Annotated in this window: 26 protein-coding genes; 12 read left to right on the top strand and 14 right to left on the bottom strand. The window is 36.7% G+C overall.

Going from position 1 to position 24,261, the window contains the following annotated elements:
• Nucleotides 1-10 precede the first annotated feature (10 nt).
• From PQ459_10735 to PQ459_10705, 7 genes are all read right to left on the bottom strand, one after another.
• The gene (locus PQ459_10735; protein WDF45372.1) at nt 11-415 is read right to left on the bottom strand and encodes a hypothetical protein; all 405 of its coding nucleotides are present in this window, start codon (nt 413-415) and stop codon (nt 11-13) included.
• Entirely contained in the window at nt 412-837 is a 426-nt protein-coding gene (locus PQ459_10730; protein WDF45371.1) for a hypothetical protein, read from the bottom strand. Before PQ459_10730 ends, PQ459_10735 begins: the two co-directional genes overlap by 4 nt.
• A 22-nt stretch (nt 838-859) precedes the next feature.
• Nucleotides 860-1,480 (bottom strand): hypothetical protein, encoded by a 621-nt coding sequence (locus tag PQ459_10725; protein ID WDF45370.1) that lies wholly within the window; start codon nt 1,478-1,480, stop codon nt 860-862.
• Between the two features lie 446 nt (nt 1,481-1,926).
• The gene (locus tag PQ459_10720) at nt 1,927-2,844 is read right to left on the bottom strand and encodes a DUF3945 domain-containing protein (protein WDF45369.1); all 918 of its coding nucleotides are present in this window, start codon (nt 2,842-2,844) and stop codon (nt 1,927-1,929) included.
• Nucleotides 2,831-3,205 (bottom strand): hypothetical protein, encoded by a 375-nt coding sequence (locus PQ459_10715; protein WDF45368.1) that lies wholly within the window; start codon nt 3,203-3,205, stop codon nt 2,831-2,833. Before PQ459_10715 ends, PQ459_10720 begins: the two co-directional genes overlap by 14 nt.
• A 60-nt stretch (nt 3,206-3,265) precedes the next feature.
• Entirely contained in the window at nt 3,266-3,709 is a 444-nt protein-coding gene (locus PQ459_10710; GenBank protein ID WDF45367.1) for a JAB domain-containing protein, read from the bottom strand.
• A gap of 725 nt (nt 3,710-4,434) precedes the next feature.
• Nucleotides 4,435-4,728 (bottom strand): helix-turn-helix transcriptional regulator, encoded by a 294-nt coding sequence (locus tag PQ459_10705; GenBank protein ID WDF45366.1) that lies wholly within the window; start codon nt 4,726-4,728, stop codon nt 4,435-4,437.
• Nucleotides 4,729-4,908: 180 nt separating this feature from the next.
• Between PQ459_10705 and ccoN the strand changes: the two genes are divergently transcribed.
• From ccoN to PQ459_10690, 3 genes are read left to right on the top strand one after another with little or no spacing between them, the layout of a single operon-like run.
• Nucleotides 4,909-7,188: a cytochrome-c oxidase, cbb3-type subunit I gene (ccoN, locus tag PQ459_10700; protein ID WDF45365.1), complete on the top strand. Its 2,280-nt coding sequence runs from the start codon at nt 4,909-4,911 to the stop codon at nt 7,186-7,188.
• A 23-nt stretch (nt 7,189-7,211) separates the two neighbouring features.
• Nucleotides 7,212-8,087, top strand: a complete 876-nt coding sequence (locus PQ459_10695) for a cbb3-type cytochrome c oxidase N-terminal domain-containing protein (GenBank protein WDF45364.1) — start codon at nt 7,212-7,214, stop codon at nt 8,085-8,087.
• A gap of 46 nt (nt 8,088-8,133) precedes the next feature.
• Nucleotides 8,134-9,918: a hypothetical protein gene (locus PQ459_10690; protein ID WDF45363.1), complete on the top strand. Its 1,785-nt coding sequence runs from the start codon at nt 8,134-8,136 to the stop codon at nt 9,916-9,918.
• A 480-nt stretch (nt 9,919-10,398) separates the two neighbouring features.
• Here PQ459_10690 and PQ459_10685 read toward each other — a convergent pair whose 3' ends face one another.
• Nucleotides 10,399-11,097, bottom strand: coding sequence for a LytTR family DNA-binding domain-containing protein (locus tag PQ459_10685; GenBank protein WDF45362.1), 699 nt, complete (start codon nt 11,095-11,097; stop codon nt 10,399-10,401).
• A complete protein-coding gene (locus PQ459_10680) occupies nt 11,094-12,146 on the bottom strand; it encodes a sensor histidine kinase (GenBank protein WDF45361.1) in 1,053 nt (350 codons plus the stop codon). Before PQ459_10680 ends, PQ459_10685 begins: the two co-directional genes overlap by 4 nt.
• Nucleotides 12,147-12,333: 187 nt before the next feature.
• Between PQ459_10680 and PQ459_10675 the strand changes: the two genes are divergently transcribed.
• From PQ459_10675 to PQ459_10640, 8 genes are all read left to right on the top strand, one after another.
• Nucleotides 12,334-13,440 carry an acyltransferase gene (locus PQ459_10675; protein ID WDF45360.1) on the top strand — a complete coding sequence of 369 codons (1,107 nt, stop codon included), beginning with the start codon at nt 12,334-12,336 and terminating at the stop codon, nt 13,438-13,440.
• A gap of 5 nt (nt 13,441-13,445) precedes the next feature.
• A complete protein-coding gene (locus PQ459_10670) occupies nt 13,446-13,733 on the top strand; it encodes a hypothetical protein (protein ID WDF45359.1) in 288 nt (95 codons plus the stop codon).
• A 48-nt stretch (nt 13,734-13,781) separates the two neighbouring features.
• The gene (locus tag PQ459_10665; protein WDF45358.1) at nt 13,782-13,940 is read left to right on the top strand and encodes a hypothetical protein; all 159 of its coding nucleotides are present in this window, start codon (nt 13,782-13,784) and stop codon (nt 13,938-13,940) included.
• Nucleotides 13,941-14,644: 704 nt separating this feature from the next.
• A complete protein-coding gene (locus PQ459_10660; GenBank protein WDF45357.1) occupies nt 14,645-14,773 on the top strand; it encodes a hypothetical protein in 129 nt (42 codons plus the stop codon).
• A gap of 1,320 nt (nt 14,774-16,093) precedes the next feature.
• The gene (locus PQ459_10655) at nt 16,094-16,471 is read left to right on the top strand and encodes a hypothetical protein (GenBank protein ID WDF45356.1); all 378 of its coding nucleotides are present in this window, start codon (nt 16,094-16,096) and stop codon (nt 16,469-16,471) included.
• Between the two features lie 95 nt (nt 16,472-16,566).
• Nucleotides 16,567-16,908, top strand: coding sequence for a DUF2511 domain-containing protein (locus PQ459_10650; protein ID WDF45355.1), 342 nt, complete (start codon nt 16,567-16,569; stop codon nt 16,906-16,908).
• Between the two features lie 417 nt (nt 16,909-17,325).
• The gene (locus PQ459_10645) at nt 17,326-18,099 is read left to right on the top strand and encodes a helix-turn-helix domain-containing protein (protein WDF45354.1); all 774 of its coding nucleotides are present in this window, start codon (nt 17,326-17,328) and stop codon (nt 18,097-18,099) included.
• 110 nt (nt 18,100-18,209) lie between these two features.
• A complete protein-coding gene (locus PQ459_10640; GenBank protein WDF45353.1) occupies nt 18,210-18,686 on the top strand; it encodes a DUF6265 family protein in 477 nt (158 codons plus the stop codon).
• 48 nt (nt 18,687-18,734) lie between these two features.
• Here PQ459_10640 and PQ459_10635 read toward each other — a convergent pair whose 3' ends face one another.
• The 5 genes from PQ459_10635 to PQ459_10615 form a co-directional block, all read right to left on the bottom strand.
• A complete protein-coding gene (locus tag PQ459_10635) occupies nt 18,735-20,078 on the bottom strand; it encodes an exodeoxyribonuclease VII large subunit (protein ID WDF45352.1) in 1,344 nt (447 codons plus the stop codon).
• Between the two features lie 421 nt (nt 20,079-20,499).
• Entirely contained in the window at nt 20,500-21,177 is a 678-nt protein-coding gene (locus PQ459_10630; protein WDF45351.1) for a type 1 glutamine amidotransferase domain-containing protein, read from the bottom strand.
• 129 nt (nt 21,178-21,306) lie between these two features.
• The gene (locus tag PQ459_10625; protein ID WDF45350.1) at nt 21,307-21,519 is read right to left on the bottom strand and encodes a hypothetical protein; all 213 of its coding nucleotides are present in this window, start codon (nt 21,517-21,519) and stop codon (nt 21,307-21,309) included.
• Between the two features lie 32 nt (nt 21,520-21,551).
• Complete coding sequence (locus PQ459_10620) at nt 21,552-22,229, bottom strand: alpha-ketoglutarate-dependent dioxygenase AlkB (protein ID WDF45349.1); 678 nt, start codon at nt 22,227-22,229, stop codon at nt 21,552-21,554.
• Between the two features lie 40 nt (nt 22,230-22,269).
• Nucleotides 22,270-23,049 (bottom strand): LexA family transcriptional regulator, encoded by a 780-nt coding sequence (locus tag PQ459_10615; GenBank protein ID WDF45348.1) that lies wholly within the window; start codon nt 23,047-23,049, stop codon nt 22,270-22,272.
• A 61-nt stretch (nt 23,050-23,110) separates the two neighbouring features.
• Between PQ459_10615 and dinB the strand changes: the two genes are divergently transcribed.
• Nucleotides 23,111-24,253, top strand: coding sequence for a DNA polymerase IV (gene dinB, locus PQ459_10610; GenBank protein ID WDF45347.1), 1,143 nt, complete (start codon nt 23,111-23,113; stop codon nt 24,251-24,253).
• Nucleotides 24,254-24,261 lie beyond the last annotated feature (8 nt).

Genomic DNA, 24,261 nt, shown 5'->3' with positions numbered 1-24,261 from the left:
TGAGTTTATATTATATTAAAGAAAATAAAATGCTTGCATCTGCACGATTGACAGCACTTCGAGTACTTATTATGGCAGTTGTGGTTTTCGGATGCCTAACATGGCTAAAATGATTAATTGCACTATTTGCCCATGCCATTGTGGAATTGGTGTTGATCGCACATATTAAAATATCAACTCCTAATGCACTATATTTATAGATTGCTGTTCTAAGTGTTGATGAAAAATCGCCCATTGTATAAATTGCTATTTTTTCTCCATTAAAATCTCCAACACTCTCGAAGTCGTTTGCGTCACCACCTAATGGCAATCTATTAGACATAATTGCACCTTCTGCAATGATATCATAATACAAAATATTTAATGTTGAGGTTTTACCTACATTACCTCTACCTTCTAAAACTATGATCTTCATATATCTAAAAAGCCATGCTCTGAATTATCATCATCAAAACGATCACTATTTCCGTAAATTATTCCTTTTGCCTGCATATGCATGACAAATGATGGTGCGTCTTCCGTGAGATGACTACCATCGTCACGAGTTAACCCATCGTGTGGGGATGTATACAGTGGACCACCATATATTTCAAGAAAATATAAAAGCGCAGCTGAACCCAAGCCTGTATTTTTATATTCATTGGTATACATCCTCATAATCTTGTATCCATTTCCATAATCTAATTCCTGAAATTCAAATTCTCCAATTTGCACTCCGTTCATATCTTGAATTAATAATTCATCTTCAGTTTCTAAGATCATTTTAAAAGGCAATCCATCACTGTTGCGATATATTCTGTAATTGTCTTCACCTTTAACAAATTCTGCTGTTGCCATATTTATTTTTATATTTTGATTACTATAATTTTTTTGCAGCTTTCGTCAAAAAATCAATTTCAAAATTCTGCTCTTGAATAACTTCTTTATAAACATTCATAACCGTTAAATTAGAATCATAATAATCAGAAATCAATTTATTCTTTAAATGAAGTTTTCTGGTCAACCTCGCAATATACCAGAATAGAAAGGCAGCAGACAGAAGGATTATTCTTGTCGCAAGAAGTGAATAATGATAGATTTTTGAACTGATGTTTTTTTGAATATCGGCTCTGACAGGTTTATTTATGACTGCTTCAATCTTTTGCGAATCTACTGCACTGGATTCTAAAACACTAATTGAGTGATGGGTGCCGAAAGTATCATTAAGACCTGAGGAAATAATATCATCAAAATTTTGATAGAAATACTTATAATAGAAATTTTGATGTGTAATACTACTTACAAATATAAATAGAGAAAGTATTGCTAAAATAATAAACAGTGATCTTTTAGCAATGTAGTAAAAATTGTTATACCACTTAACGGGCTTTTCTGCTTTTATGTGAGAAGTAAGGGTATTGACGAAACGCAGCTCTTCCTCAATAAAAGTTTTACGCTTTTTCTTAGCTTCGATAAACGAGCTAATCTCAAGATAGTTCATTGATGTTTAAGGTTATTAGTTTTCTAGTTCTGAAAAGATTCCAAAACATTAGATTTCAAATATATAAAAAAAAATTGTTTGTGCATTACGGGTTTAATACAATCTTATATTTTTAGCAAATTTTTATTGAAATAAATTATTATGTTAACTTTTGTACAAATTTTATTTATGACTTATATTAACAAAATCTCCGCAATCTTTTTTCAAAAACATAGAAAGCCCTACCAGGCCATGTTTTAGAAATATGGTTGCTCCAAATTCCGCAAAAATGCATTTCCGACCGCAGGGAGGAATTGCATTTTTGCCGCCCGATTTTCACCAATCATTCACTTTTTCAAACCCAAACAAAGCAACCTGCAAAGTCAATCGACCTTGCAGGTTGCTAAAAATTACACCAATTTATTTAGTCCCTTCTTCCAGAGTCCAAAAACATCATCGGGACTCTCCTATTTTTTATTCGGATTCTTAAAAGAAAACACAATCTTCCCTATTGTCTTATCAAAACTCATATATCCTTGATAGGTTTTACCTTTTCTGCTCTCCAATCCCTTGATATAAGCCGTCACCCCTGCCTTCAACTTATCCATCTGCCATTGACGAAGCTTTACACCTCTGAAATATGAAGGAACTTCCCTTTCAGAATGATTCACTTCGCTAAAACCAGAATTTCTAAACTTATTCTCAAACAGAAACTCCACCCATTGCCTGTCAGCATTGAACTGAACCGTTGCAGAAAAAAGTTTTCCTTTCTTCGACACCATATTTTCGATAAACAAAGCTTTCCCATCACGAAGCACCTGCTTCTGATCAAAATCCAGTCTCACCCCGCAAAGCACATGAGGAATTCTCACAAATTCCATCCTCAAAGAGATCAGTTCATTGGTCAGCCTGTCCAAACTAATCAGTGAAGAAACTATCTCGCCCGTCACCGTATCGATAAGATCCACCACTCTGCCCATATTCCCGGAATTTAAAAGATTGACCCTATCCTCTTTTGTAAACTTGTGACCTTTAAACTTCTTTCTGAAATCCACTTTCTTAAGAACCCGATGCACCTTAACGATCAATTCTCCATCATCACCGATCCGCAACTGCAACCGTGCATCAACTGTACTTAACGTTTCCCCATCGTTAAAAAGTATCGGGATCAACATCTGTGTTTTATAGCCTTTCAACAGAGAATCCAATGCCCCTATCTCTTCCAACTTTTCCCTGTTTATACCCAATTCAGCCATCGTGTCCCACGGCACATCTTCGATCTGATAGCGGTATTGAGAACTACTATGACTAACAGCCGACCCTTTACTAAAACCCTTCTTCAAAACAGACGGCTCATTTTCAATGGTTCTCTTATTTGATCGCATTGACCGCTTCAATAGACACTTCAACCGCTTTCAGATCTTGTCTCTCAACCTCCGATAAACAATCAATGTACTCCTGTAAATCGATGGCTGTATCATGCGCCTCGAATTCCCGCACCTTAAAAAATGAATATTCAGAAGGATCTTTGAGCTGATGGTAAAAATCCGAATAGAAGTCCGTAAAAGAATCCTCCGCCGAATTGATCCGCATGACCGAATCAATGTTGTTACGGTTCGGCGGAACGTCTATCAGATTTCCGTTGTGTTCAATGCCCTGTACAATTCCGATAGAATTGTTACTGTGACGAAGTACCAATAAAGTACTGACTTCCGAAACTGCCGTGTGATTTCCTATTTTGTTCATGATCTTGATTTTAGATATTATTTGATCCTATTATTTTTTAATTGCTTATTATTTTACTACTCATATCATCCCATCATCCGCAAACGAATAATGAGAAGCCGATGTCAGGATCACATGATCCAGCAACGACATACTCAGAATCTTCGCCGCCTCTTTGATCTGTGCCGTCATCTTAATATCACAACTTGACGGCTTTAAATTTCCTGAAGGATGATTGTGGGAAACAATGATCCCCGAAGCATTGCAGAGAAGTGCCGCCTGCATAATAATTCTCACATCTACCAATGTCGAAGAAATTCCGCATTCAGATATTTTCTTAATTCCCAGCACCTTATTTGCCTGATTCAGGTACAGCGCATAGAAAGATTCCCTGTAGTCCATTTGATCCGCATCAAAATGTTCCCTGAAAACATCAACCGCATCCGCTGACGATGATATAGACCTTTCACAATTTCCCTTTCTTGAGTAGCTCAATTTAATGTCGTTGACAATATTGAATTTCATATTACCTGCTCCGAGTACGGCGGAGACCTGATTTTCCCGCACTTACATTTAAAAACCTGTAGATTCTGTAATTGCAGCTTGAAGGAAATTTTGACCTTTTTCTATCCTTTATTTTAGCGTATCATCTGATGAATTAAAGTATACTCATCTTTGACCAATTGATTTTAATAACTTCTGACGAAGTGGTTTGTATAAAAATCTGATTAATCGATTTATTAAAGAATGTGATCAGTTGATTTATACCAATGTCTTTTGAGATATTTTATATCAACATCTGATAAGATGATTTATACCAATAGAATAATAAGGATCAAAATTTCAATGAACTGCAATTGCATCTTGTGAGGTTTCTGACTTTTTCTATGCGGATTACCATTCAGGCAGGCACAAGGAAAACTGTAATCAATACCTTGAAAACAATAAGAAAGAACATTGATGAAAGCTTGAAATTTTTTTGTGGAGGGTTTGGGATCTCCGATCCCGGATACCCAAAAAGATTTTTTCCCGCAGTGTTCACGGAATATTTTTGCTATAGAAAATCAGGTGACCTCAGATGCAAGTGCGGCAATCAGATTATGATCAGCGAATGCTGTTGTTGATCTTCTCGATAAGTTCTTTCATAACTTGATTACTACTTTAAAAATTAAAATGAAGAGCAAATCTAGTATTTATGACTCAAAAAGAGTCTGTAATGGTGTAAGTTAATAAACAGTGATCAATTTTAGCTATGAAAGTTCTTCAGGTAAAGAAATATTGTTTTTCTTCATAAAATCAAGGAGTTCATTATATTTGGTCTCGTAATGCCCCCCACCACATTGGTCACTGATGCTGCAAACATCTGAAGGTTTGATTCCCAATATCCCCGATATTTTATTTAAAATATCAAGGTTGATCTTAACCTTTGCATTTTCAATATCCGAGTAGGCTTTCTGGGAGATTCCCATCTCAAAAGCCATATACTCCTGGGTAAAATCCTTTTCCCTTCTGATTTTTCTGATGCTTTTGCCACACAAATTCATTGCTCCTGTTTTTAGTAGTTTTCAGTATACTTTAGAAGTTTATCTAATAGTACCAAACAAAGTTACCAAATACCTTTGTCAAAACATAAAAACCGGACTATGATATTTATATTGATAAAGGAAGCTACGATGTGGATACCCTTTTGAAAAATATTTTTTTTTCCAGTTAACAAAGGAATTATGGAAACACAAAAATTTCATTATGACAATCAGATTGTCAGAGCATTTCTCTATGCAACGGTCACATTTGGTATTATTGGATTTATCTTAGGTCTAACCGCTGCTTTGATGCTGTTCTATCCTGAATTGCCTGAATTTTTATTTGGGACGGATGATACGACCATTCAGAGTTTAAGGAGCGGTAATATTCAGGGACTGATCAATTCGCAGGGTGCCATGGGATTTGGAAGGATCAGAATGCTACATACCAGTGCAGTGATCTTTGCCTTTGTCTGCAACTCATTTTTCTGTGGCGCCTATTACAGTATGCAACGGCTTTTGAAAACCAGAATGTATAGCGACACCTTGTCTTGGATCCATTTCTGGAGCTGGCAACTAATGATCATTGCCGTAGTTATAACTTTCCTGATGGGAATCAATACATCAAAGGAATACGCAGAGCACGAATGGCCGATCGATATTCTGATCACTATATCTTGGGTGATCTTTGGAATCAATATGTTCGGAACGATCATCAAGAGACGTGTCCGACACCTTTATGTTGCCATTTGGTTTTACATTGCCACCTGGATCGCTGTTGCGATGCTTCATATTTTCAATAATCTGGAAATTCCGTTATCTTTTACCAGTTGGAAATCATATTCTGCTTATTCAGGTGTTAAAGATGCTTTGGTTCAGTGGTGGTACGGTCATAATGCAGTAGCATTCGTACTGACGACTCCTGTTTTAGGATTGATGTATTACTTCCTTCCAAAAGCAGCAAATCGCCCTGTGTTCTCTTATAAATTATCGATTATTCATTTTTGGTCTTTGATCTTTGTGTATCTCTGGGCAGGCCCTCATCATCTTCAATATACTGCATTGCCGGCATGGGCACAGGCGGTAGGAACGGGATTCTCCATTATGCTTATTGCACCTTCCTGGGGCGGAATGCTGAATGGGCTCCTGACATTGAGAGGTGCCTGGGATAAAGTACGTGAAGACCCAATTCTTAAATTCTTTGTTGTTGCGGTGACCTGTTACGGAATGGCAACATTTGAAGGACCTTTGCTTGCCACAAAATCTTTGAATAAGATCGGCCATTATACAGACTGGGTCATTGGTCACGTGCATTTAGGAGCGTTAGGGTGGAATGGTTTTATGGCATTTGGGGTAATCTATTACTTGGTCCCCGTAATGTGGAGAACAAAAATATGGTCCAAAAAATTATCGAACTGGCATTTCTGGTTGGGAACTTTAGGGATCATCTTCTATGCCGTCCCTATGTATATTGCAGGTTTTACTCAAGGTTTGATGTGGAAACAGTTTAATCCTGACGGTACATTGGTCTACAAAAACTGGCTGGATACTGTTACTGCTATACTCCCCTATTTTAAAATGAGATTCTTAGGTGGACTTTTCTACCTAGGTGGTGCCATATTAATGGTGATCAATATCTTTAAAACAATTAAGGCGGGATTATTTCAAAAAGATGTTCCTGCGGAAGCCAATGCTTTAGCGAATGTTGGTACATCAAGAAGGCAAGGCGAAGGTTGGCATATATGGCTGGAAAGAACGCCCCATCTTTTATCTGTTTTTGCTTTTATTGCGATCTCTATCGGTGGATTGGTGGAAATTGTTCCTACCCTGACCATAAAAAGCAATGTGACGCAATTATCATCCGTAAAACCTTACTCACCGCTTGAGTTAGAGGGCAGAGACCTCTATATACGTGAGGGCTGTAATTCCTGCCATTCGCAGATGATAAGACCTTTCCGAGACGAAGTGATGAGATTTGACGGTAAAAACGGTCAATACTCAAAAGCCGGAGAATTCGTCTACGACCGACCATTTCTATGGGGTTCCAAAAGAACAGGACCGGATCTTCAGCGTGAAGGTCAGAAAAATCCAGACTCATGGCATTTCAAGCATATGTACAATCCACGAATTACATCAGCAGGCTCAATTATGCCGCGTTTTCCATGGCTGATCACAAATAGGCTGGATCGTAGTCAAATGGTCGCTAAAATAAAGCTGATGAAAAATACCTTTGATGTACCCTACACAAAAGCAGAGGTAGATTCCGCTGATCAATGGGCGGACAATCAGTCCAAAGCCATTGTCAGAAGGATTTACTCAGAAGCTGCAGACCTGAAAGATCAGATGGAAAAAGAAAAGATATCGAAGGGAAATTCATTTGTTCCAATCGAACAGAGGGAGATCATTGCATTGATCGCCTATCTGCAAAGACTGGGAACAGATATCAGAACCACGGAAATAAAAACAGCCGGCATCAAATAATGTAATCCGAAATCTCCACTGAAATGAAAACAAGAACTCCAATTTCAATTTATATTGCTGTCACAGCAGTATCTATATTTGTTACTTTTCAAATGTTTGCTAATCCCGGTTACTTAAAAACACCATTTTTCTGGGGCCTGCTGGTGATCGTCTGTCTTCTTCTTCTGATCCTGAATTCGATTGGAGATCTTGTAGAAAATGCCAATTTCAAACTTCTGTCTGATGAGGAGAAGAAAATATATTTAAGTGATAAAGCAGTCCCCTACTTCCAGAAATTGTGGAATTCAGCCTTCAGGAAACAATCGCCGTTTGAAGAAAAGCAACTTCTCATCGATCACGGTTTCGATGGCATCACCGAATTAGACAATGCATTGCCGAAATGGTGGCTTGGTCTGTTTTATTTTACGATAATTTCCTGTGTCGTCTACCTTATTGCTTTCACATTTACAGATTATGCACATCCTGATGCTGAATATCAGGAAGAAAGCCGAATGCAGCTTGCCTCTATTAAGGAATATGAGAAAATGGCACCACCTGTAGATATAGAAACTGCCGTATATGATTCGGAGAATATCGCAGAAGGTGAGCAGATCTTTAAGACGAATTGTATTTCCTGTCATTCTGAATCAGGAAAAGGTGGGATAGGTCCTAATCTAACCGATAATCAATGGATCAATATCAAGCAAAAAACACTGTTTAAAAATGTATTCTGGATGCTTGAAAATGGGTCTCCCAACAACCCAGCCATGCGCCCTTTCATTAAAGAAGGTACAATCAGCGGAAGAGAAGCGGAGAAAGTGGCAGCTTATATCTATCATATCAATAAGGAAAAAGCATCAATTACAGAAGCGCAAGGCGCTGCTGCACCTCAGGGAGAGGAAGCCCATTGGCAGGAATAATCTACACGTGTCAAAATTTTAATTTACGAAAGTTCTACTAATAAAAATGAGCAACAAATCTTTACACAATTTCCATATTCCTGTGATGGGTATCGCCTTTACGATCGATACGCCTATCCGTGTGGCACAATTTGGAATATCCTCCGTCATTTCCATCATTGATGATGAAATCATCGAAAAAATGCGAAAATTCTACAGCCATAAATTCAATTTCGATTTTTTAGCAATAACAGTAAAGGCCGATGACCACCGCGCAGGTAGGATCACTGCGTATCTTGACTTGGTGGACGATATAGTCAATCAAAAATTTAAAGCTTTCAAAGAAGAACTGATCAATAAAAAGCAGTCATTGATCAATTTCATAGATATACTTCCCAACACTTCGAAGATCAGGTTTGAGTTACAGAAATTATTGCAATCCCATGGTGATGGAAATTCAATGTTGAAAAATTATCTTAACGATCACCTATCGCCCGGTAGCATTGATGTCAATATTATGACAAAAGTTGATAAGGATAATTATAAAAATAAGGAACAATTACCGATAATATATAATGATGCCCATGCATCCCTGCGTGGTTTTGCGCAAAGCAAACTCTCCTCTTCACTTGTACTTTCAGCTGGTATGAATCCAAGATTGTACAGTTACATAGAACAGTTTGAGGATTTCTATCCGGATGTCAACCATCAACTCAAGAAGAAAATTATCTTAAAGGTCAGTGACTTCCGCTCTGCTATGATACAAGGTCAGTTTTTAGCAAAAAAAGGCTTGTGGGTATCGGAGTACAGAATAGAATCAGGTCTGAATTGTGGCGGTCACGCCTTTGCTACGGATGGACTTCTGTTGGGGCCTATTTTAGAAGAATTCAAACAACGACGAAATGAATTGGCAGAAAGCGCCCATCATTTGCTGATTCCTGCCTTGCAACAAAAATCGAAACCTTTCCCATCAGGACCATTTGAGCTGAAGATCACCGTTCAGGGTGGTGTAGGAACTTCTGAGGAACATGAGTTTCTCCTGTCACATTACCATATGGACAGCGTTGGATGGGGATCTCCTTTTCTGCTTGTTCCTGAAGCGACATCGGTCGATTCCGAAACAAGAGAATTACTTGAAAATTCCGGGGAAGATGATTTTTACCTGAGCAATCTTTCTCCTTTGGGTACTTTATTTAATACTGTTAAAGGTACATCAAACGAAATAAACAGGAGAGCTAAACAGGCCAATGATCGTTTTGGGAGTTCCTGCCCAAAGAAATTTTTGGCATTGAATAAGGAATTTTCTCCTGAGGGTCTGTGTATGGCTTCTACGAAGTACCAGACTTTGAAGTTTGAACAGTTAGAAAAAGAAAAAAGAACATTACCATTAAATCAATTCAAAAAGAAAGAAAAAGAAATAACCGAAAAAGCATGCTTATGCGTAGGACTGGCAAACTCATCCTATATTGAGAACAAGATCGAAATCAAAGGCGAAGATCAGGGTGTTGTCATTTGCCCGGGACCAAATCTTGCGTATTTTGATAAGTCGGTTTCTTTGTCACAAATGATAAAGCATATCTATGGCACTGCTGATGTACTAGCAGCGATTTATCGTCCCAATATGTTTATCAATGAACTTAAAATGTATGTAGATTATCTGAAGAATGGTCTTTCAGAATCTTTGATTGAAATGAACGCTTCCAGTGAGAAGAAATGGGATAACTTCAGACAAAATCTTTTAAATGGAATCTCTTATTACGAAGATCTGTTTACAAATCCCTCTTTTCCACAGGGAGACATACTTAGGAATCTTCAAGATCTTCAAAAATGTAAGTTGCTCTTAAGATTGTAATATCAATTTAGAACAAAAGTTAATTCTAATATTATTCTTAGAACTAAAAACCAAAGAAAGTTTATTGTATTTGTGATAGCAAAACATAAGCTAAGTGATTCAACATTACTTTTCTGACAATAAATTCCCGACATAAGTCGGGAATTTATTGTCTCCAGTCATTTCATAATCTACTCGTGGAGGTACTATACACTTTATGGTTCTAAAAAGGGGCTTCGCAAATGATTCTTCAATCAGCTGTGTGGGGGGAGATCTGGCTGTACGATTCTAGATTTGACGGTCTTTTCATCCTGAATCAAATTCAGGTATTGTTCTGCTTTCTAATGAGGCAGACCAGAATACTCAGAATGAACTCATCGCAGTAGCAGATAAAATTTTAACACCGAAATACTGAATATCATATTAGAAATACGATTAAAAACATGACGATTATTTATAATTTAGCATCATATCGCTCTATAAACAAATATGAGTGACGGGTCAAAGCAGCCCCTTAGCTGAAAATTGTTTAACAAATTCAGCAAACTCTTTCCGAAAACTTCTTCCCACCGGAATGAGTATTTTCCCAACTAAAGCTTCATTATTACTGGTGGCGGTTACCTGATCCTGATTGATAATAAAAGATCGGTGAATCCTTATAAATTTTTTTTGATCAAGTTTTGAAGCAAGGTCTGAAATGGACATTTTAAGAACTTTCAAAACCTCATCATTTAGTACAACCCTAATGTCGTTTCCAACGCTTTCAATATAAATAATATTTCTAAGAAATATTTTTCTATTAAATCCTTCTGACTTCAAGATCAAAAAATCATCATCTTTTTCTTTAACGACATTCCTTAACACTCTATCTACGGACTTGAAAAAACGTTCGAACGTAATAGGTTTTAACAAATAATCAACAGCTTCAAGCTCAAATCCATCCAGAGCAAATTCGCGATACGCAGTCGTGAAAATCGTTTTAGGTTTCTTATGGAGGGACTTTAAAAATTCAATACCATTTAAATCAGGCATCTGGATATCCAAAAACATCAAATCGACATTTTGTGTCTGCAGAATTCTGTAAGCCTCTAGTGCATTTTTCCCCGTAGTAATGAGCTTCAAATTATCTATTTTAGAAATATGATTTTCTAAAAGTTGGACTGCCAGTGGCTCATCATCTATAATGATGCAATTAATCATTGTCTTGGTGTCATTAATTTGATCATAAACCAATTATTATCTTTCTTTATTTCCAATGAATATTGATTGCGGTAATATAAATCGAGTTGCTTTTTTATATTTTGTAGCCCAATGCCAACCTTTTCATCAGTCTTTTTTTCAAAGTATTGATTCTCTACCTTAAAGATAGAAAATTCAGCTTTGGTTTCTAAAGAAATTTTAATCTCGGCAGTTCCTATCGTTTTTTCTGCGCCGTGCTTAAAAGCATTTTCGACAAAAGACAAATACAACAATGGTGGTATAAAAGCAGGAAATTTAATCTCTTTATTTTTAATAAGCTTTAAACGTTCATCGTAGCGCAGTTTTTCAAGCTCGATGTAGTCATCGATAATTTTAAGTTCTTCGGAAATAGAGACCACTTCCTTTTGTCCTTTGTAGAGAATATAATCCAGAATATCCGAAAGCCTGCTTATTGATTGAGAAGTTTCATTGGAATTTGCAATTGACAAAGAATAAATATTGTTGAGTGTATTGAATAAAAAATGAGGATTCAGCTGAGATTTCAAGGCTTTGAGTTCCAGCTCGGATTTCTCTTTCTGAAGCTGAAGGGTATTCTGTTTCTCATTTTTATACCGAAGTATAAACATCACTGAAATAAAAATAAACGATCCTGAAATGATAGGTAAGTTGTAATGAAATAAGAGATATTTTACATCTGTTAGAATTTCGACCATCGAATTCTTAGGTTCGATCAGAAAAAATGGCTCTGCAATATGAACAATAAACATACGGTTCAATACACCGAGAACATACATTGAGATAATAAAATAAATAGCGAAAAGTAAATACTTTTTAGATTCAAAATACTTTCTAATGAGAATGAAATAAATAAAATTGGCTCCAATAATCTGAAATATCCAATGGCACAGGTCATAAAAGAAGATTTCTTTAAAATCAGGATTATCGTGTTCTCCATAATTTGTGACCATACCAAAAAGAAGCAATGCGATCCAAAATACGATTTGGTAACCAATCTCTTTTCTTAATTTTTGATCTAAAATCTCTTTCATGATTATTCAAAAATAAACATTAAAAATATTCCATCATCAAATCCTATCTGAAAAAACACCTTTTAATTACGAACAACAATATTTGGCGTTTGAAAGTTAAGCTCCGTCATATAGATTCAAAATAATGTTATTTAAATATACGCATCTCAAACAATGAAAAATAGGCGGAATTTTGTCATTAAAAAAAATGGAAAAAGAAAAATTTAACGGGTTGGATCATCTGAGAGCGGTTGCCATTCTGCTTGTACTCTTATATCATTACAGGATGTTTGACCATCCTTCCTGGGTGGATACGGTTGGGTGGATTGGCTGGACCGGCGTCGATTTGTTTTTCGTCTTGAGTGGTTTTTTAATTTCAAATCAATTATTCAAAGAAATCAAAGAAAGGCAAACAATCAGATTAAAAAGTTTTTTCATCAAACGGTTTTTTAGAATCATCCCGTCCTATATTTTTACGTTGTTTCTATACTTCGGTTTCCCAATTTTTAGGGAAAGGGAAGCTTTGCCCTCTGTATGGAAGTTTCTTTCTTTTACTCAAAACTACGGTTTGGATGTCATTAACCAAGGTACTTTTTCACACGCCTGGTCATTGTGCATCGAAGAACAGTATTATCTGATACTTCCAATTTTCTTGTTGATCTTCATTAAAACAAAATCGATTGACTACCTTAAATTCAGTATCATATCCCTGATTGTTATTTCAATTCTGCTCCGCATTCTTGTTTGGAATCAATTCATTGTTCCTTTTGTTAAAACTTCTGATTTTTGGAAAGAATGGTATATGAAGATCTACTACCCTACTTACACAAGATTTGATGGCTTGGCTATTGGCGTTTTAATTGGTTACTTCTTTCAGTTTTCATCACAAGTCAAAAAAATGATCAACAAAAACGGGAATCGTCTGCTCCTTCTTGGAATCATTTCAACCGGTTTAGCCTTATGGTTTTGCAGAAATCAATATTCTGAACAAGCTTCGATTCTGGGATTCACATTGGTGGCAATAAGTTATGGGATTTTATTGATGGGCGCCATTTCAGAATCATCTCTTATCAGTAGGAAAAGCAATTTTTTCACTTCACAATTGGCTATTTTATCCTATTCCATCTATTTATCCCATAAGGGAATTATTCATTTGGTACAGTTATTTTTACGTAAAATCAATATTTCGATTTCTGATAATCTGATGTTATTTATTTGTTTAATAACCTGTCTTTTTGTTGGAATATTATACCGGTACTTTATCGAAAATCCGTCTGCTAAAATCAAAACTCAAATTTTAAATTCTAAAAAATAAATTCAATGAAAACAATTAATCTTTTCATTCTTACTCTACTATCCAATGTAGCGATTGCCCAAAAATTTACAAAAGAAAAAACTGAAATTGAAAATATCGTTCAACAATGCAAAGAAAGTATTATCAATAAAGATTCAACTACCTTTTACAGTCTGTTTCACGAAAATCCCGTTACTTGGATTGGCGTTGTAAAAAATAAAACACAGCAAAAAAAGCTGGAAAAGAATCCGCAGAACAAAAAAAATTACTTTAAAGACACGTATGAAAACTTCTTCAAGTACATTATGAAGTAAGGTGTTAAAGAAGAAAAATTTGAGCATATCAGAATTAGAAACGATGATGTGATTGCGAGTGTCACTTTTGGTTATTCATTCTACCAAGATAGTACAATGACCAATTGGGGAAACGAATATTGGCATCTTATAAAAGCTGAAGGTAAATGGAAGATCGCAAGTATGATCTATTCCTATGAGAATGCTGATTTTTTCCAGAAACCTTAGATTTTTTTTCGAAATTTTTAATCGAGCCGAATTTACAATTTAAATTTAGATAAATCTCCAAATAACAAAAGAATCAATATATGAAAAGACTGCTTTTTTACTCATCATATCTTCTATAGTAGTTTCTTGTAATAAAACGTAGGAAGATAATCTACATAAAAAGGAAAAGCAAACCGATAATACTTCATTTAGGAATAAATAAGATATTGCAAAGATTCCTTATTCTACAGCAGATCTAGGCAATTTCCCTTTTCTGATCTTACCCAAAGGATTGAAAGAAAATCAATAAACCACAAACGAAGAATAATGATAAATGTTTCTTCCCTATTAATGTAACATGATCGCAGTGGAGGGAAAACTCTATAAAGCCAATAGTGACATTACTTTGCGCATGAATGCAAGGAATAATCCAGGATTATTCGTTTATAGAATTGGTAAACATAAAAGTTGTGTCAAACATATCATGAGCTCTCAATTGAATACTATCCAATAAAGATTATATTTGAACTTTACGGTCACTTTCTGAAATGAGTTGAGTTATTTCGTCCTGATCTGAAAATCCATATATCACTTTGTTGGACTTCCGGCTAACAGATGAATAAGACACATCGTGAAACCTATTGTGACAAAGTTGTTAGAACATCCTACTCCAAAATTATTTCAACGAATGACTGGTTTTCCCGCCGTGATGGAAACCATGCGATATGAGTAACGGTAAAATAATCTCTGTTCCTGCACAGCTCATTATTTTGATTCTCCGAAAGAAGTCCGGACACAGACAGAGTTTCTCCGATTCGAGGAAGGAAGGGAAGATTCCATTTGATTTTGACTGACGAAGTATTGTGACATAAGTACACTTTCATGATTTTTATTCGAAGTTAATACATTTACATTTTATAGATGAAAAACCTGGGAATAAAGTAATAGTCTGATAATCAAATTTGAACAAAATAATGATGCAAATAAAATCACTGTATAACTCTAAGTTTAAAATATCTAACAGAATAGCATACTTATTTATAAGTGGAAGGAACAGATGTTGTCAGTGCAAGAAGGGCTGTCATAATACGAACGCCGGCAATAAAGAGGAGTTTAATTTAGGATTTTCTATCAAAAGCATTTGAGTTGTCAATCCTCATAAAACTCTGCCATCTTTCATTGCAGGGACAATGGTATGATAACTCTGACATCTTATGTGTCTTGACGGTGCCAACTCGAGGTTTTGAAAATGATTCCCATATAACATATGGAAACAATACCCAAATTGAGATGATTTAAAATGATGTATCATCTCATATTAAAAAACCGAATAAAATAGATATAAAGTTGATGCTTTACTCGGCAAGTGGATTTAATTCAAAGCTATTATTAAACTAATGAACATACAGAATTGCGTTAAAAAAAGGAAACCAATAATGGTTTCCTCAAACTTTATGCAACGGAATACATAGAATTGTATGAGTTTAAAATAGATCAAACACTTTGCCAAATGTTAAATAATATTCACTCCGTGTTAAATTAATGTTAATTGAAAATGATTATTGTATAGTAAAGGCCTCGCTGTGAGTCATTGGTAAAAGTTAGACCACGTACTATATTCTTCGTATAAATCCAACCACATAGTTTTAATTTCATTTATCATTGTACTACTATAAAGCATTCGTAATTATTGTGATTTTTCTATATGATAAAAAAGAGTGGTCAGAATTATTTACTTATTATCATAGCTTAATGCCATATTAAGGCGATAAATAATCAGATACTTTTGTCCTCGAAGAGTTTTTCCTCAAATTCATAAAATTGGCATGTATTCTCAATTTGCAATATCATGAGTGGTTCTATAGATTCTTTCGAACATTCCAATATTTTCTCAATTCCCAAAACCTTATTCGCCTGATTTCAGATACAATGTGAAAAAAGATTTCTTCTAACTCATTTTATCCGCATCAAAATGTTCTCTGAAAATATCAACTGCATCCCTTGAAGATGTGATAGACCTTTCACAATTTCCTTTCTTGAGTAGCTCAATTTAATTTCGTTGAAAATTTTGAATTCATTCTTTTTTGCTACGAGTAACGCGTTGACCCGATTTTCTCAACACTTTCAAGTAATATATTTAATTAATTAATGTTTTAGTATCCGGACTGATCGTTGTGATGGTATTAATGGGGATCAGCCATTCTTTTCAGATCCCTGAATTGGACGGCGTTGCCTCTGTCATTGTAGGATTAATCCTTGTATTTGTCTCTTTTATCCTGGCAAGGGAAAGCAGAAGCCTTCTGATGGGAGAAGGGATAGCCCCAGAAACGAAAGAAAAGATTGCAAAACTGGCTGAAAAAGATACCGCTGTGGTCAAAACAAAAAGTATCCTATCTACCTATCAGTCACCGGAGGAAGTTGTACTGATGCTCATCATTGATTTTGAAGAGCATCTTGATACCGAAGAGATCACAGAGGCCATACATCGTATTCGCGAAAATATAAAAAGAGAATTTCCATTGGTTCATTTTGTCATTATTCAGCCAGAATAATTTATAACATCAAACTTTGGAATTTGTAACTTTACGGAAACCCGTAAAAAATAAGTTGTCAGATTTGTTACTTTTGCTGATATACATTTTTAACCATGAAAAACATCACCCTTCTTTCAGTCTTACTTTTAATTTTATCCTGCAGTGCACCTGCTACAAAAAATACACTCAAGTTCACCAAACAGGAATATATCGGTGAATGGCCGTTCTCTGTCAATGAAATCGAGGTTTATTGTTCCGGATATAAAGAAATTTACGGAAGAACAAACGATGGTAAAATCTATGCTCTTAACGGATCAGCGAAAGGAGCTTCACATAACGACCCATCCATCAGCAAGGTTGAGGAGATCTGGCTGGATGACCCGAAATGGGCAGGTCTGAAGATATCCTATGGAGATTTTATCACGCAGGGGCTGACTATCTGTGAGAATAAATAATTGAATTCGTGATAAACAGGAAAGGTATTTTCTATGTATAGCTTTGAATGGTTATTTAAGATCATAGAAAATCGATCCTTTATTTCGCTTCAAGTAGTGCCGATTTGACTGAAAAGGCTGTCTTTTTTATATCCACCTTACTGTATTTCAATTTGAATCAATCAAATTATGCAGACAAATGGACAAAAAATAGCACTAGTTTCAGATGCCAATACAGGTATAGGTTTTCAAATCGCTAAAGTGCCTTAAGATAACGACTATAGCTTATAAAATTAAATTGGAGGTCGAATATAATAGTATTGCAACCAATTATCTGTTTTCTCAGATTCAAATCAAGTTTAGTCTATTTTTTTTATTTTTATGGAAAATTAAAACCCGATGAATTACCAGACATTTGAACCGCAACAAGAATTGAAGATGGTTGTCAAATGTTATTGGACAATGGAAGATTCGGAATGTGATCGACTTGAAAAGCAATCAATCATTCCAGATGGATGTATGGAAATGATCTTCCATCATGGAGATCTTTATAAGCAATACACTGGTGATGGAAACAGTATGATCCAACCAAGATGTTTTGTCATTGGGCAGCTGACACGGCCGCTTGAAATAGAGCCCACAGGAAAGACAAGTATCTTCTCCGTCCGTTTCCATCCCCATGGCTTTTTGCCTTTCGCTTCCATTCCGATAAAGGAAATGGAAAATACGGCCATTCCATTGGAAAAACTGTTCGGACGGGATGGGAAAGATATTGAAGAGAAAATATTCAATGCGCATTCGGTGCAGGAAAGGATCAATTTGGTCGAAATATTCTTACTGGACAGGCTAGCAAGTTTAGAAACGATCGATCATATTGTGAGATCGACCGTAGAGACCATCTTAACAGGTAACGGTCAGCTTTCCATTGATGAACTTTCCAGTAAGATCGATATCAACCGCAGGCAAATGGAACGTAAGTTTTATCTGGCGATTGGCTTACGTCCCAAACAATTATCAAAGATCATCCGCCTTCAGGCTGCGCTCAAGATGCTGTTGACTAAGGAAACCGCTAACCTTACTTCTTTGGCGCATGAGAACGATTATTATGATCAGTCTCACTTCATAAAAGATTTCAGAGAACTCGTTGGCATCACTCCAAAAGAATTCTATGGAAAGCATTTGAAAATGACTTCTTTTTTTATCGGAGATTGATCGTGTCGCATTTTTACAATTTTGTTTGCTGGACATATCGCAACTTCGCATTGTGACCTGATGACCGGACAATAAAGAATTGTATAAGCGTCATCGATAAAATTAAAATGATGATGACAAAAACAAATTTCGCTCTGGTTGCTGCCTTGTTAATGATTTGCAGCTGTACCGTAAAAAATGCCGCTCATATCAGAAAAATGGAGTGGCTGGTCGGAACCTGGGAGCATACAACTTCGAAAGGAAGTGTCTATGAGACCTGGCAAAAAGCCAATCGAAATGAATTAAGCGGTAATAGTTATACGATCAAGAATAAGGACACCTTAATCTTTGAGACCATACGACTCATTAACGAACACGGGAAACTTTTTTATATTCCTGCTGTTAAAGATCAGAACAGCGGCGCTCCGATCCGTTTTGAGGGAAAGAAAATTTCTGAAACTCAATTGGTCTTTGAAAATAAAATGCACGATTTCCCACAGGTCATCTCTTACAAAAAGATTAGTGAAGACTCTTTGAAAGCTGAGATTTCAGGACTTAGGAATGGTAAGGAAGAACGGCGTCACTTTCCAATGAGACGTATCAAATAGAGGTTTATATACTAATCCTTAGAGCAGGCTAAAACCTGATCTTTTATGCTAGATAAATTTTGCAAGAATAAATCCTATTACCAACGCCACTAAAAATGCGATAATGATCTTCACATAATTGGTTTTGCTGTCTTGGACCTCCTGATTCAGTCTGACATTTTCCTGTTTCAATGTTTCCAAACTGATCTGTAAAGACGATGTCTTTTCATTGATGGCAGACTGTACATTCTTCTCATGCAGAACAGCGATCTCCTTTTTATAGCTTTCCATTTCTGCCTGGCGTTGTTTCTGCTGCTCCTGGAAATTCTTCTGAAGATCATCAAGCTGCTTGCCAGATGTCAACTGAAGCTTCTGAAATTCCTCGTTCCTGACTTTCAATTGTTCTGTAAAGGTTTTGTTATGATTCTCCACCTGCTCTTTATAAGTTTTTTGGGCTTCAGTAAATTCTTCATTCTTCTTTTTTAGCTGTTTTTCCAAAGTTTCGACCTGTTCTGAAAACTGCTTCGTTATATCTTTTTTCACTTCATCAATGAGAAGAGCCCTTGAGTTCGATCTTTCGTGAGAAAGCTTTTCAGCAATGGCGTGCAATCCTGCACCATAATCGTGGGGTAAATGAAAACGCTTGTCGGCAAGCTTATCCAATAAGGTCTCATCAACCGTATGACCGATAGCCGTAACAGTTACCGGTTTCATTGTTATGAATAATTCGGATAAGCTCAGGTCATTGAAGGTTTCCATACTCTGCCGGTCACCTCCTCCCCTGACCAAGGCAACAATGTCATAATCCAAAGCTGAAATTTCCTTCAGTTTGGATATGATCGCCGTGGAGGAAGTGATATTGCAACTGTGATCTGAAATGTCAAAATATTTTCTTGAAACATCCAATCCTTCGAAAAAATCCTTCTGCACAATCGCATTATTTCCATAAATGTTAGCGACCTTGACCTTTTCATCTTTGAGTATCTTATCCCTGATCAGTGTCTCAAGGTCTTTTGATCCTGTCTCCAGTTTTTTCTGGATCAGCCCATACCTTTCCAGTTCTTCTTCGGAGATGGATCTCTCTTCCTGCTGAACAATCTCATCCACAACAAAACGAAGCTCTATTGAAGAATTCTTAATGCTCTTCTCAATAAAGCCTCTGAGTGTGTAAACCTCATTATTGGTGATCTTGCTCCTGAGCAATGAAGAAATACGAATCCCTATCGATGTGTGATCACCTTCTGAGAACAGAAGGTCATAATAGTAGTTCCCGTAGGATTTACCACCACCAAAAGCATACCTGCCTTTCAGATAGATCAGATTGACTGTAGCATTGAGCTTCAGGGCATTGCTAAAGATCCCAATAACTGAAGCTGGTGAATAGATCGGATATGTGACTTCTTGATCGTCCATATGATTTGACTGTCGTTTTAAAAAAGCTTGATAAGCAAAGGTATTGCTAATTGCACTTAAATAAAATAGCCGTGTTTACATATCTTGAAAAGGTAAGTTTTAAAACTGAATGCAACTATTCCTATACCTTAAAAAGAATATGGAACGCCTGCCGCTTTCTAATTTTTGGCTTCAACATCAAAACATTTTTATTGCTGTAGAAACAAAAAATCCCCAAATAATATGGGGATAAAAACTAATAACCATGAAAATCTTTATAAAAGTATTTCCTCTACAAAATTACGGAAACTCAATACATTTAAAGATCATCAATGGTGTTAATTGTATTTTAAAAAAGACCTGATTATCCTAATTTTTCCTAAAAAAAAATGGAATTATTTTACAGCCGAACACCAAGGTCTGATTCTCTGAAATGAAAAAACTAAATAAGTTTCAATAACTCTTCAGCCACCTTCTCAGAAGAAGCAGGATTTTGTCCTGTAATCAATCTGCCGTCAACAATTGCATAAGGAGCCCAATCTTCCACTTTACTATATGATCCACCATTCTTTTTTAACACATCTTCAACGAGAAACGGAACTACATCAGTTAACTGTACAGCCTCTTCTTCCGTGTTGGTAAATCCAGTGACGTTTTTACCTTTTACCAAATATTCACCGTCAATTTTTACATCCTTCAAAACTCCGGGTGCATGGCAAACGAATGCTACAGGCTTATCACTGTTGTAAAAATCAATAATTAAGTCCTGAGAAACCTTATCTTCAGCCAGATCCCATAAAGGACCGTGACCACCAGGATAAAATACTGCATCAAAGTCTTCACTTTTGACTTCGGATAATTTGTGAGTGTTTTTTAATTTTTCCTTTAAAACCTCATCACTGTCCATTCTGCGCGTAGCATCAGTCTGAGATGAAGGATCTTCACTTTTCGGATCGATTGGCGGTTGACCTCCCTTTGGAGATGCCAATGTAACTTCAACTCCTTTATCAGACAATGCATAATAAGGAGCCGCTAATTCTTCTGTCCAGAATCCGGTCTTCTGTCCTGTATTTCCTAATTCATCGTGACTCGTAAGCACGAATAAAACTTTTTTGCTCATTTTTATATTTATTTAATTACTACAAAGTTGGAAGTATCTGTCTTTTAAAAGCATGACCCAAGTCACTATTTTGATGTGATTCAAATCACACTTTTTTAGGACGAAGACAAATGAGAATTATTTTAGTTGTCACAGAGTTCCTTTATTCTGGAATACGCTAAGACCTTCTATCTTGTTATTGATGGTCTTATATACAATCTCAACTGAAAAACTTGACAGCTCATATAATACAAACTTTAGTCCATCCTTAGAGGTTTCACTGATGACCTTTCCTTCGGCCAAGGCCAATTCGTATTGAGATTGCGTGGGTAGATTTTTAAAATCGTAGTACGAAATAGACATATAACTATTATTTAATTTTATTTTTTATGATATTATAGTTCACTGATCCTTCGGAAGGTCAAATTAATACGTTCCTTCATAGGTATTGTAGATTTGGCGATCCGATGTTCCCAATTCTCCTGAAGATCACCTTTCATAATAAGGAGTGAACCGTGCGGGAGCGGCAGGCTGTATTTGCTCTGATGATGATCTTTTTTTCTGAAATCAAAGTTTCTGGTCTGTCCAAGACTTATGGATGCTATGACAGGCCTCTTTCCGTATCGGCTTTCTTTATCCCTGTGCCACGCCACTGAATCATTGTTGTCACGATAGAGGTTAAGCAATACGCCATTGAACCGATAACTGAATTCGTTTTCTATTCTCTCTTTCAAGGATAATAACTCCGGAGTCCAAGGGTTGGTAGCTGATGCATTATTATCAGCGGATTCATTGTATTTTGAATCGCCATACCAAGCGGTCAAGCGTGGTGTTATCACCATCTTGTCATACATTTTCTGAGTGCGCTGTTCCCAGGGAGCAGTTTTAAGCAGATGGTCTTTTAAACGATCTGCCTCTTCCGCACTCAGAAAATTGTCCCGGTATTCCAAAAGGTCTTTTGGAAACTCATAAAATTCTTCGGCATCAAATAAACTCAGCTGACCCATTTTGATTTTTTGTGTAAAATATTTATCTTTATCATATCCCAATTCAATGGGATAATTTTTTTTCATCATTTGTGTTTTTAGCTTCCCTCCGGGGAAGCTTTTATTCTTAAGGATTGAGTTTAATAATACCGTTCTCCAAATTACTGATACTGCGTTTGGCTTCTGCTACGAGATTTTTGAGATTGGCCTCATCAGGAAGCGAATGCGGTTTGTAATCCTGGGGAAGTATCCCTCTTACATAACGCCATACTTCTGCGATATCCTCCAGTGGAATATCGTATGGTTCGTAAAATGAGTTATCGGCTGATACGGTAATGAACTTTTTGTTCCTTTTCAAAAATGTCTTGTAGGTAATGCCTTCAGTGGTAACAAAGATATATTCCTTATTTGATTTAAGGTCTTCCAATTTTTCTACATACTCTCCTATAATGATGGATTGGTCAGCAAAGGGTGGCATAGAATCACCATCCGCTAAAAATGCACGGTATTTTCCGTTTTTTAAGAAAGGCAGCTGCATTTTCTGAAGACCTTCAATGAATTCAGGGTCGCTGAATCCTTTCAAGTAACCCATAGAAGCTTTTTGAGGTACGATCTCAATGAAATTATTTCCCTCCGCATCTACTGCTACCGGAAGTAATATCTTATTCCCCGGCAGATCGATCATCCTGTCCAACGGATATTTTCTGATATCGACCGTGACCAAAAGATCGATGCTGATATTATAATATTTGGAGATCCGGACCAATACCTCAATGGGAGGTTCTGCATTTCCATATTCGTATGAAACATATCTTGATCTTGTAAGAATGAGTTCTTCCGCCAGCTTATGTTGGGTTAGATTTTTTTGACCTCTCAAAAACACGATGTTATCTGCAAAAATTGACATTGTCATAATTTATGACAACAAATATACAAATTTTGTTTAAAAACGTGACTAAGTTTGCAGAATGGAAAGAGCAATTGCACATATGGACCTTGACACATTCTTTGTCTCCTGTGAGCGGCTGAAAAACTCAGTCTTGGAGAAACAGCCTGTGATCATTGGAGGTGGGGACCGTGGTGTGGTGGCATCATGCTCCTATGAGGTCCGGAAGTTTGGGGTGCGTTCAGCGATGCCGATAAAAATGGCATTGAGGCTATGCCCTGATGCAAAGGTCATCAAAGGAGATATGGAATACTACTCCAATATGTCGCATCTGGTGACCGAGGTCATTCAGGGAAAAGTACCGGTGCTGGAGAAAGCCAGTATCGATGAATTTTATCTTGACCTCTCAGGAATGGATCAATTCTTCGGATGCTTTCAATGGACCAATGAGATCGCGGATGCTGTTCAGAAAAATACAGGCCTGCCGATCAGCTTTGCCCTTTCCACCAATAAGACGGTATCCAAGATCGGGACCGGAGAATCAAAACCGACAGGCAGACTAGAGGTCAGGGCTCCCCATATCCAGAATTTTTTAAATCCCCTATCCATCAAAAAGATCCCGATGGTCGGCACAGAGACCTTCAATCTGTTCTCCAGGCTAGGCGTTAAGACGATACAAACCCTATCTGAAATGCCTGTAGAGGTCCTTCATCAACTGATCGGAAAAAATGGAACGATACTTTGGAAAAAAGCCCATGGCATCGATGATACACCCGTAGTGCCCTATTCTGAAAGGAAATCAATATCCACCGAAGATACATTTTCTGAGGATACGATCGATGTTCATCAGATCAGAAGCATTTTGTCGGGAATGGTAGAAAAGCTGGCCTATCAGCTAAGGCAGGAAAAATGGCTGACCTCTACCGTTACCGTTAAGATCAGGTATTCCAATTTTGACACAGAGACCAAACAGTGCAAGGTTCCGTACACTTCTGCCGACCATACTCTGCACAGGGCTGTCCTTGAATTGTTTCATAAGGTGTATACCCGTAGAATGAGGATCCGTCTGATAGGCATCCGCTTCACCGGTCTTGTGCACGGGAGTCATCAGATGGACCTTTTCGAAGATACCGAAGAACTGATCTCCCTTTATCAGACCATGGACAGGATCAAGAACAGATTCGGGACTTCCAGCGTCGGAAGGGCATCCGGTTTTTTAAAATAAATCAAAAT

This window comes from Chryseobacterium sp. KACC 21268 (genome assembly GCA_028736075.1).
Classification (GTDB): domain Bacteria; phylum Bacteroidota; class Bacteroidia; order Flavobacteriales; family Weeksellaceae; genus Epilithonimonas.
The sequence above is the reverse complement of the archived record's forward strand: the minus strand, read 5'-3'. Positions and strand labels throughout refer to the sequence as shown.

Coding starts and splice junctions, on each gene's coding strand:
- PQ459_10615 (WDF45348.1), bottom strand. CDS start 23,049: ATGTCAATTTTTGCAGATAACATCGTGTTTTTGAGAGGTCAAAAAAAT.
- PQ459_10675 (WDF45360.1), top strand. CDS start 12,334: ATGGAAAAAGAAAAATTTAACGGGTTGGATCATCTGAGAGCGGTTGCC.
- PQ459_10690 (WDF45363.1), top strand. CDS start 8,134: ATGAGCAACAAATCTTTACACAATTTCCATATTCCTGTGATGGGTATC.
- PQ459_10620 (WDF45349.1), bottom strand. CDS start 22,229: ATGAAAAAAAATTATCCCATTGAATTGGGATATGATAAAGATAAATAT.
- PQ459_10735 (WDF45372.1), bottom strand. CDS start 415: ATGAAGATCATAGTTTTAGAAGGTAGAGGTAATGTAGGTAAAACCTCA.
- PQ459_10725 (WDF45370.1), bottom strand. CDS start 1,480: ATGAACTATCTTGAGATTAGCTCGTTTATCGAAGCTAAGAAAAAGCGT.
- PQ459_10650 (WDF45355.1), top strand. CDS start 16,567: ATGAAAAACATCACCCTTCTTTCAGTCTTACTTTTAATTTTATCCTGC.
- PQ459_10715 (WDF45368.1), bottom strand. CDS start 3,205: ATGAACAAAATAGGAAATCACACGGCAGTTTCGGAAGTCAGTACTTTA.
- PQ459_10630 (WDF45351.1), bottom strand. CDS start 21,177: ATGAGCAAAAAAGTTTTATTCGTGCTTACGAGTCACGATGAATTAGGA.
- PQ459_10730 (WDF45371.1), bottom strand. CDS start 837: ATGGCAACAGCAGAATTTGTTAAAGGTGAAGACAATTACAGAATATAT.
- ccoN (WDF45365.1), top strand. CDS start 4,909: ATGGAAACACAAAAATTTCATTATGACAATCAGATTGTCAGAGCATTT.
- PQ459_10645 (WDF45354.1), top strand. CDS start 17,326: ATGGTTGTCAAATGTTATTGGACAATGGAAGATTCGGAATGTGATCGA.
- PQ459_10710 (WDF45367.1), bottom strand. CDS start 3,709: ATGAAATTCAATATTGTCAACGACATTAAATTGAGCTACTCAAGAAAG.
- dinB (WDF45347.1), top strand. CDS start 23,111: ATGGAAAGAGCAATTGCACATATGGACCTTGACACATTCTTTGTCTCC.
- PQ459_10685 (WDF45362.1), bottom strand. CDS start 11,097: ATGATTAATTGCATCATTATAGATGATGAGCCACTGGCAGTCCAACTT.
- PQ459_10640 (WDF45353.1), top strand. CDS start 18,210: ATGATGACAAAAACAAATTTCGCTCTGGTTGCTGCCTTGTTAATGATT.
- PQ459_10720 (WDF45369.1), bottom strand. CDS start 2,844: ATGCGATCAAATAAGAGAACCATTGAAAATGAGCCGTCTGTTTTGAAG.
- PQ459_10635 (WDF45352.1), bottom strand. CDS start 20,078: ATGGACGATCAAGAAGTCACATATCCGATCTATTCACCAGCTTCAGTT.
- PQ459_10660 (WDF45357.1), top strand. CDS start 14,645: ATGAGTAACGGTAAAATAATCTCTGTTCCTGCACAGCTCATTATTTTG.
- PQ459_10695 (WDF45364.1), top strand. CDS start 7,212: ATGAAAACAAGAACTCCAATTTCAATTTATATTGCTGTCACAGCAGTA.
- PQ459_10670 (WDF45359.1), top strand. CDS start 13,446: ATGAAAACAATTAATCTTTTCATTCTTACTCTACTATCCAATGTAGCG.
- PQ459_10705 (WDF45366.1), bottom strand. CDS start 4,728: ATGAATTTGTGTGGCAAAAGCATCAGAAAAATCAGAAGGGAAAAGGAT.
- PQ459_10680 (WDF45361.1), bottom strand. CDS start 12,146: ATGAAAGAGATTTTAGATCAAAAATTAAGAAAAGAGATTGGTTACCAA.
- PQ459_10625 (WDF45350.1), bottom strand. CDS start 21,519: ATGTCTATTTCGTACTACGATTTTAAAAATCTACCCACGCAATCTCAA.